The sequence below is a fragment of the Amycolatopsis sp. NPDC059021 genome, from assembly GCF_042739895.1.
GTDB lineage: Bacteria > Actinomycetota > Actinomycetes > Mycobacteriales > Pseudonocardiaceae > Amycolatopsis.
Map to the genome: position 1 here is coordinate 1 of NZ_JBHYIQ010000019.1, position 7,994 is coordinate 7,994.

The following is a 7,994-nucleotide window of genomic DNA, read 5'->3' on the forward strand; positions in this document are numbered from 1 at the left end:
GCGTTGAGCGTTGTGAAGGAGGCCTTCACGGCATTCGGTCCCGGGGGGGTGGGGTGTGGCGTGGTGCTGCGGTTTTGGTTGTCGCGAAAGCTCCGTTCGGGACGTTCATCGTCGGCAACGGAGCGTTCGCGACATCGGGCGGCGTGGTCGGCTTGGCATTCACGGACCAGCGGAGTCAGCCGCCGTAGCCGGGGGCCTCGGCGCCGCCACGGCCGTTCTGGCCGGGCCCGAAGTTGCCGTGACCGCGCGGGCCACCACCGTCACGCTGGTGGTGCATGCGCGCGATGCCGGGGCGCTTGCCGTCGTGATGGGTGGCCGCGGCGACGATGCCGACGACCCCGCCGCCGACCACGAGCCCGAGCACCCCGACCGCGACCAGCTGGGTCGCCCGGTGCGCGACGAAGCGGCGGAAGCCACCGGGCTGCCGGGGCTGCGCTGCCGCGGCGGGGGCACCCCAGGTGCCAGGCGGCGGAGGCGGCGTACCCCCGGCAGGCGGTGGCGGAGTGGCGCCGGGAGGGGCCTGCTCGGCGTGTTCGGCGGTCTGGTTCGCGGCCGGCTGTTCGACCGTGGGCTGCGAAGCCGCCGGCGGAACCGGCGGCGTGCCCTCGGCGGCGGCCGCAGGCTGTTCGACGGTGGGTTCTCCGGCACCCGCTGGCGGCACGGCACCCGTCGCGGGGTCCCGCGACGGGTCTGCGGGATGGGTCATCTCATGCTCCCTGTGGTTCACCGGACCGGGCATTTCACCCGGCCCGTCACCGAGCATGAGCCCGGTTCCTGTGTGAACGCTGTACAGGAGCTGTTGATTGCCTACAGGTAGAACGACAGGAACAGCGTGATGACCAAGACTCCGCCGAGGACCTGGAGCACGCGGTCACGCAGCACGATCTCCTCGGGCTCGCCCCCGTTCCCGCTGTCGACGTCGACCGCGTAGCGCAGCACCGCGACCACGAACGGCACCATCGAGACGACCGCCCACACCGAGTTGTGCTCGTGCTGGCGGATCTCGAACGCCCACAGGCAGTAGGACATGATCAGGATCGCCGCGGACGTCGCCCAGACGAACCGCAGGTAGCTCGCCGAGTACTTCTTCAGCGAGGCGCGGATCTTCGCGCCGGTGCGCTCGAAGAGCATGACCTCCGCGTACCGCTTGCCCGCGACCATGAACAGCGAGCCGAACGCGGTGACCAGCAGGAACCACTGCGACATCGGGACCGCGGCCGCGACACCACCGGCGATCGAGCGCATCAGGAAGCCCGAACCGACGATGGCGAGGTCGACCACCGGCTGGTGCTTGAGGCCGAAGCAGTAGCCGAGCTGCACGGCCTCGTACACCGCGAGCACCACGGCCAGCTGCCAGCTCGCCGCGAACGAGACGCCGAAACCGGCCAGGAAGAACACCGCGGCCGACGCGTAGGCCACCGGGACGGGCACGATGCCCGCCGCGATGGGCCGGTTGCGTTTGGTCGGGTGTGCCCGGTCGGCCTCGACGTCGATCGCGTCGTTGATGAGGTAGACCGAGGACGCCACCAGCGAGAACGCCACGAAGGCGATCGCGGCGGCGAAGAGCAGCCCCGCCCGGTCGGTCGACTTGGAGAAGGCGAAGAACGGCGCCGCGAAGACGAGGACGTTCTTCACCCACTGCTTCGGCCGGGCCGTCTTGACGATCCCGCCGACCAGGCCCAGTGGCCCCTTGGCCGCCGTGACGGGTGCCGCCGGGGCCGGGGTCTCCGTGCTGGAGGTCTCCGGCCCGGCGGGCACGTCACCGCTGTCTTCTAATCGCTCGGTCGTTTCGCTCATATTCGCTTCTTCAGCTTTCGTCGAAGGAGACCACCGACGAGCCCTCCCAGGGCCGCTCCGGCCAGTACGTCGGTCGGGTAATGGACGCCGAGCACGAGCCGGGAAGCCAGCATCGGCGGTACCAAGGCGGGCACCAGGTTACGCCCGGTCAATCCGGAGTAGAGCACCGCCGCCGCCGTAGTGGACGTCGCGTGCGACGACGGGAAGCTCAGCTTGCTCGGCGTACCGACCAGAACCTCGACGCTCGGGTCGTCCGGTCGCGGCCGCCTGACCACGCGTTTCACCGCGATCGACGCGGCGTGCGCGCCCACCACGCCGCCCGCCGCGATCAGCCAGTCCTTGCGTCGCTTCTTGTCGACCGCGGCGCCGATCAGGCCAATGCTGAACCAGCCGATCGCGTGCTCGCCGAAGTGCGACATGCCGCGCGCGGCTTTCACCGAGATGTCACTCTTCAGAAAGCTCTGCGCCTTCGAGAGGACCGCGATTTCGCCCGTCGGCGTGCCCTTCTCAAGCATCGATGGACCCGTCGAGAGGCGCGCCATCGGTCAGGTGTGGCGCGATCTTGTTGTCGAACATCGACAGCGCCGAACCGATCGCCATGTGCATGTCCAGGTACTTGTAGGTCCCCAGCCGCCCGCCGAACAGGACGTTCTTCTCGCGCGCCTCGACCTTGGCCAGCTCGCGGTAGGCCTCGAGCTTCTCGCGGTTCTCCGGGGTGTTGATCGGGTAGTACGGCTCGTCGTTCTCGCCCGCGAACCGGGAGTACTCGCGGAAGATGACCGTTTTGTCCTTCGGGTAGTCCCGCTCCGGGTGGAAGTGGCGGAACTCGATGATGCGGGTGTAGGGCACTTCCTGGTCGTTGTAGTTGACGACCGAGGTGCCCTGGAAGTCACCGGTGTCCGCGACCTCGGACTCGAAGTCGACGGTGCGCCAGGTGAACCGGCCTGCCGAGTAGCCGAAGTAGCGGTCCAGCGGCCCGGTGTAGACGGTCGGCGTGCCCGCCGGGATCTGGTCGCGCACGTCGAAGTAGTCGACGTTCAGCCGGATCTCGATGTTCTCGTGCTCGGCCATCTTCTCGAGCCACGCGGTGTACCCGTTGACGGGCAGGCCCTCGTAGGTGTCGTTGAAGTACCGGTTGTCGAACGTGTAGCGGACCGGCAGGCGCGTGATGATGTTGGCGCCCAGGTTCTTGGGGTCGTTCTCCCACTGCTTCGCGGTGTACCCGCGGATGAACGCCTCGTAGAGGGGGCGGCCGATCAGCGAGATGGCCTTCTCCTCCAGGTTCTGCGCGTTCTCGGTCTCGAACTCGGACGCCTGCTTGGCGATGAGCTCGCGGGCCTCGTCCGGGGTGTGCGACTTCCCGAAGAACTGGTTGATCAGCGCCAGGTTCATCGGGAACGAGTAGACCTGGTCCTTGACCCGCGCGAACACCCGGTGCTGGTAGTTCGTGAACTCGGTGAAGCGGTTGACGTACTCCCAGACCCGCTTGTTCGACGTGTGGAACAGGTGCGCTCCGTACTTGTGCACCTCGATGCCGGTCTCGGGCTCGGCCTCGGAGTAGGCGTTGCCACCGATGTGGCTGCGCCGGTCGAGCACGAGGACCTTCTTGCCGAGCTCGGCCGCGGCCCGCTCGGCGACGGTCAGCCCGAAGAAACCGGAGCCGACGACGACGAGGTCGTAACCTGCGAAATCGCGTTCAGTACTGTTGGCGGGGTTCGTGTGCGCGCTCACGGGCGCCCAGGGTACGCAGTCGCTCACCGCGACCCGCACCGACCGTCGTATTTCACCTCGATCCAACAGGGAAGCAGTGCCGACACCCGACGACTTCTGGAGCTATTTCGGCGCGCTCGCCACCTACGTCGGCGTGCTGGCGCTGCCCGGCGGCCTCATCGGGCTGGCGGCGGGCCTGCGTGGCTGGGCGCTGGCCGGGCTCGCGCCGCTGCTGAGCCACACCGTCACCGGGCTCGCCGGCCCGTGGCTGGCGAAAATTCATCTCCCGTACAACACCCTCAGCGTCGCCGGCTGCACGCTGCTGATCGCGGGGGTCGTGTACGGGCTGCGCAGGCTCGCACTGGCCAGAGGCTGGTCCTCCCCCGGCGCGGCCGAACCGGGGGTGACCTGGACGCGCCGCGCGCACGTCGCCGTCGCGGCCTGCATCGTGCTGGCACTCGGCCTGTCGATCATCGCGGTGCTGTCGGCCAAGGGCGGCACGACCGCGGTCTTCCAGCGCTGGGACACCGTCTACCACGCGAACGGCATCCGCTACATCGCCGACACCGGCGACGGCTCGCTCACCGGGATGAGCAAGCTCAACTGGTATCCGGACGGGAACTTCTATCCGAACGGCTATCACCTGGTCGGCGCGCTGGTCTACCAGCTTTCCGGCACGACGATCCCGGTCACGCTGAACGCGATCACGATGCCGACCGCGGGGCTCTTCGCGCTGGCTCTGGTCGCGCTGGTCCGCCAGCTCGGCGGCCGCGCGGTGTTCGCGGGCTGTGCCGCGCTGGTCGCAGGGACCGCGACGACGGGCGCCTACGAGCAGGTGTCGAGCGGGCTGCTGCCGTTCGCGCTGGGCATCGTCCTGACGCCGCTCGCGGTGGTCGCGCTGCAGCGGTACCTCGTGCATCCGGACATCGGAAGCGGCGCGGTGCTGGCACTGAGCGCGGTCGGGCTGCTCGCCGCGCACTCCAGCGCGTTGTTCGGCGCGATCCTGTTCGCCTTCCCGCTGGTCGTGCAGCGCTGGTACCGCGTGCTGCGCGGCCGCGGCGCCGACGGCGGCGCCGAGGGCAAGGGGTTCGGCCGGGTCGTCGGCGGGGACCTGCTGCGGATGCTGCCGGTGATGCTGGTGGCGGGCGTGCTGGCGTCGCCGATGATCTTCGGGGCGATCGGCTTCACGTCGAGTTCGTACCCGTATCACCCGTGGGGCTCGCATCTGCCGGTGCTCAAGTCGCTGGCGCTGCTCGCCACGTTCCACCAGGTGCTGCCCGATCCGCAGCTCTGGCTGACCGCCCTGTTCGCTGTGGGGGTGCTGAGCTTCCTCGCGCTGCGCGGGATGCGCTGGTTGCTGCTCTCGGCGATCCTGCTGAGCACGTTGTTCGTGCTGGTCGCGTCCTACGGTGACACCGAGTGGGTGATCGCGCTCTCGCGGCCGTGGTGGAACGACCGGTACCGGCTGATGGCGCTGGCCGCGATCCCGCTGTGCCTGCTGGCGGCGCACGGGATGGCCCAGTTGCAGCGCTGGCTCGCGAAGCTCGTCACCCAGCGTGCGTGGCTGCGGGCCCGGCCGCGGCTGACCGCGCGGTTCGGCCTGGTCAGCGCGGCGGTGGTGGTCGCGCTGTTCGCGGTGGTGACCGGCGGGTTCCTGAACACGGCGAACGCGAAAGCGGTTTCCCTGCTCTACTACAACGGACTGCCCGGCGAGGTCGTGCCGCCGGTCAGCGCCGACGAGCTGACGGCGATGGCCGAGCTGGGCCGGATGCACATCCCGGCGGACGAGAAGGTGCTCAACGACCGGCTCGACGGCACGGCGTGGATGTACGCGATCGCCGGGGTGCACCCGGTGGCCGCGCACTACGACGCCGGGGTGCCGCCGAAGGACGCGGCGTACCTGGCGCTGCACTTCCGCGAGTACGACACCGATCCCGAGGTGCGGGCCGCGGTGCGGCGGCTGAACATCCACCACGTGCTGATCGGCAGCGGTTCGATCGTGGTGAACGGGCTGCCCTCGCCGGGGCTGCGGAACCTGGAAGGGCTGGACTTCCTGCGTCGCGACTACGCCAATCCCGGCGCGGCGATTTACACGATCGTGAAGTGACGGGGCCGGCGAACAGCACAAGGCGACACGCGTCGCGCGCTGGGGGTCCGGGGGTTGTCCCCCGGGTAGATACTGCGGGCACCGGGAGCAAGGCCGAAGGGCTTGCGAACAGCAAGCCCGCCTCGCGGTCCACGGGAACGCCGGAGCCCCGCGCCCCGGGACCAGGGCCGCCCCCTGCCCCCGCACCCCCCGGGGCCGTACGGGGCGGGCCCCCCCCACCCCCCCCCCCGCCCGTTCCCCGATCACCCCCGGGTGCCTTACGGGCCGTCCCCCAGACGTCCTACTTGCTCGACGATCGGCACGGGTAATCGGTTTCCGAGCGCGACGATTGTCACCCGTTCGTCGTAAGGCCTACGAGGCCTGAAGACCCGGAAGGACGTCGCTCGCGACCTTCTCGAGCACGAGCTCACGGCCCTGGTACGGCTCACCGGAGCGCGGCCAGTGGACGAGGATGTCCGTGAAGCCCAGCTCGGCGGCTCGTCCGGCGGCGTCGCGGAAGGCCTCGACGCTGGACAGCGAGTACAACGGGGACGCGTCCAGGCTCAGGTGCCGTTCCACGGTCGAGACGTCGCGGCCCGCGGCCGTGGCGCGCTCGTCGAAGAGCGCGGACAGCTCCGCGACACCCTTCCACCAGCCGTCGAGGGTGTCCCCGCCCTTGCCGGTGGTCACCCAGCCCGCGCCGAAGCGCGCGGCGAGCGTCATCGTGCGCGGACCGTTGGCGGCGACCACGAACGGCAGCCGGGGACGCTGGACCGTGCCGGGCGGGTTCCGGGCGCCCTTGGCGCGGTAGTACTCGCCCGCGTAGTCGAACTTGTCGGTCATGAGCAGCCCGTCGAGCGCTTCGACGAACTCGGTGAACCGGTCGGCGCGCTGGCGGGTGGTCAGCTCGGGGCCGTCGAACACGGCGGAGTCGTACCGGGTGTGGTCGACGCCCGCGCCGACGCCGAGGACGAACCGGCCGTCGGAGATGTCGTCGAGGGTGATCAGCTCGCGCGCGAACGGCACCGGGTGCCGGGCGACCGGCGAGGCGACGAACGTGCCCAGCTTGATCCGCGAGGTGACCGTCGCCGCCGCGGTGAGCGTCGGGATCGCGGAGAACCACGGCCCGTCGATCAGGGTGCGCCAGCCGAGATGGTCGTACGTCCACGCATGGTCGAAGCCGTACTCCTCGGCGGCACGCCACTTCGGCTCGGCGGCCCACCAACGGTCTTCCGGAAGGATCACGATGCCTACTCGCACGCCCGGACCGTAGCAGTGAGGGTCACCTACCCTCCGGAGGGCGGAGGCGGCGATGTCGGCTATCGCGCAAACCGGATGATCTCCCGGGCGCTTCAGGGACAATGAGGGAGTGGAGAAGCCTCTGTTGATCGCGTCCGACGTCGACGGCACCCTGCTCGGCCCCGCCGAGGTGCCGAGCGAACGCACGATCGCCGTCGTGCGCCGGGTACTCGAAGACGGTGTGCCCTTCGTGCTGGCCAGCGGCCGCCCGCCCCGGTGGATCGCGCCGGTGGCCGGGCCGCTGGGCCTGACCGGGTACGCGGTGTGCGCGAACGGGGCGGTGCTCTACGACATCGGCCGCGGCGAGGTCGTCGCGGTGCACGGCCTGCTGGAGCCGGAGCTGCTGCACGACATCGCGGCGACCCTGGACAGCGCGCTGCCCGGCTGCCGGCTGGCCGCGGAGCGGGTCGATCTCGGCCCACTCGACGAGTCCGACCTGCGCAACTTCGTGATCGAACCCGAGTACCACAATCCGTGGGGCGACGGCGAAGGTCGCTACGCGCCGCGTGCGGAGGTGCTGGGCCACCCGGCGATCAAACTGCTGATCAGCAAGCGCGGGATGGAGTCCGACGAGATGGCGCTCGCGGCGCGCGAGCTGCTCGACGGCGCGGTGGACGTCACCTACTCGTCCTCCGGCGGGCTGATCGAACTCGCCGCGCACGGGATCACGAAGGCGACCGGCCTCGCCGAGGTGGCCGAGCGGCTCGGGGTGCCCCGGGAACGGATCATCGCCTTCGGGGACATGCCGAACGACGTCGAAATGCTCACGTGGGCCGGGCACGGTGTGGCCATGACGAACGGCCACCGTGCCGTGGTGAAGATCGCCGACGAGATCACCGGTCCCGCTGGCGAAGACGGTGTCGCCCAGGTTCTCGAACGCTGGTTCTGACGCGAGTTGCGAAGTGTCCACAATAGACACTTTGGGTTGTGTTGCAGTCGGAAGTGCTGGCCAGGGTTCGCTTTTGTGGCTACGTGGCTCCGTGGGTATCGCGCCGGTTGCCTCGGGGTGTGCTCCGCTTCGCGAGTCCCTTTGGTCGCGAACGCTCCGTTGGAGACGTTGATCGTCGCGAACGGAGCGTTCGCGACACGCGAGGACAACGCG

General features: G+C 69.7%; 7 protein-coding genes. 2 read left to right on the top strand and 5 right to left on the bottom strand.

Annotation, left to right across the window (positions count from 1 at the left end; all coding sequences use genetic code 11):
• Positions 1–175: 175 nt before the first annotated feature.
• From ACFWX1_RS13760 to glf, 4 genes are all read right to left on the bottom strand, one after another.
• Positions 176–706: a hypothetical protein gene (locus tag ACFWX1_RS13760; protein WP_378387076.1), complete on the bottom strand. Its 531-nt coding sequence runs from the start codon at positions 704–706 to the stop codon at positions 176–178.
• Positions 707–807: 101 nt separating this feature from the next.
• Positions 808–1,797: a decaprenyl-phosphate phosphoribosyltransferase gene (locus ACFWX1_RS13765; RefSeq protein WP_378387078.1), complete on the bottom strand. Its 990-nt coding sequence runs from the start codon at positions 1,795–1,797 to the stop codon at positions 808–810.
• Positions 1,794–2,312, bottom strand: coding sequence for a phosphatase PAP2 family protein (locus ACFWX1_RS13770; RefSeq protein WP_378387285.1), 519 nt, complete (start codon positions 2,310–2,312; stop codon positions 1,794–1,796). The genes ACFWX1_RS13765 and ACFWX1_RS13770 overlap by 4 nt, the downstream gene beginning before the upstream one ends.
• Positions 2,305–3,528, bottom strand: coding sequence for a UDP-galactopyranose mutase (gene glf, locus ACFWX1_RS13775; RefSeq protein WP_378387080.1), 1,224 nt, complete (start codon positions 3,526–3,528; stop codon positions 2,305–2,307). The genes ACFWX1_RS13770 and glf overlap by 8 nt, the downstream gene beginning before the upstream one ends.
• Positions 3,529–3,604: 76 nt before the next feature.
• Here glf and ACFWX1_RS13780 point away from each other — a divergent pair, with 76 nt between their 5' ends.
• Positions 3,605–5,614 (top strand): DUF6541 family protein, encoded by a 2,010-nt coding sequence (locus ACFWX1_RS13780; protein ID WP_378387082.1) that lies wholly within the window; start codon positions 3,605–3,607, stop codon positions 5,612–5,614.
• A 351-nt stretch (positions 5,615–5,965) separates the two neighbouring features.
• Here ACFWX1_RS13780 and ACFWX1_RS13785 read toward each other — a convergent pair whose 3' ends face one another.
• Complete coding sequence (locus ACFWX1_RS13785; protein ID WP_378387084.1) at positions 5,966–6,853, bottom strand: LLM class flavin-dependent oxidoreductase; 888 nt, start codon at positions 6,851–6,853, stop codon at positions 5,966–5,968.
• Positions 6,854–6,977: 124 nt separating this feature from the next.
• Here ACFWX1_RS13785 and ACFWX1_RS13790 point away from each other — a divergent pair, with 124 nt between their 5' ends.
• The gene (locus ACFWX1_RS13790; protein WP_378387287.1) at positions 6,978–7,781 is read left to right on the top strand and encodes an HAD family hydrolase; all 804 of its coding nucleotides are present in this window, start codon (positions 6,978–6,980) and stop codon (positions 7,779–7,781) included.
• The last annotated feature ends 213 nt before the right edge of the window (positions 7,782–7,994 follow it).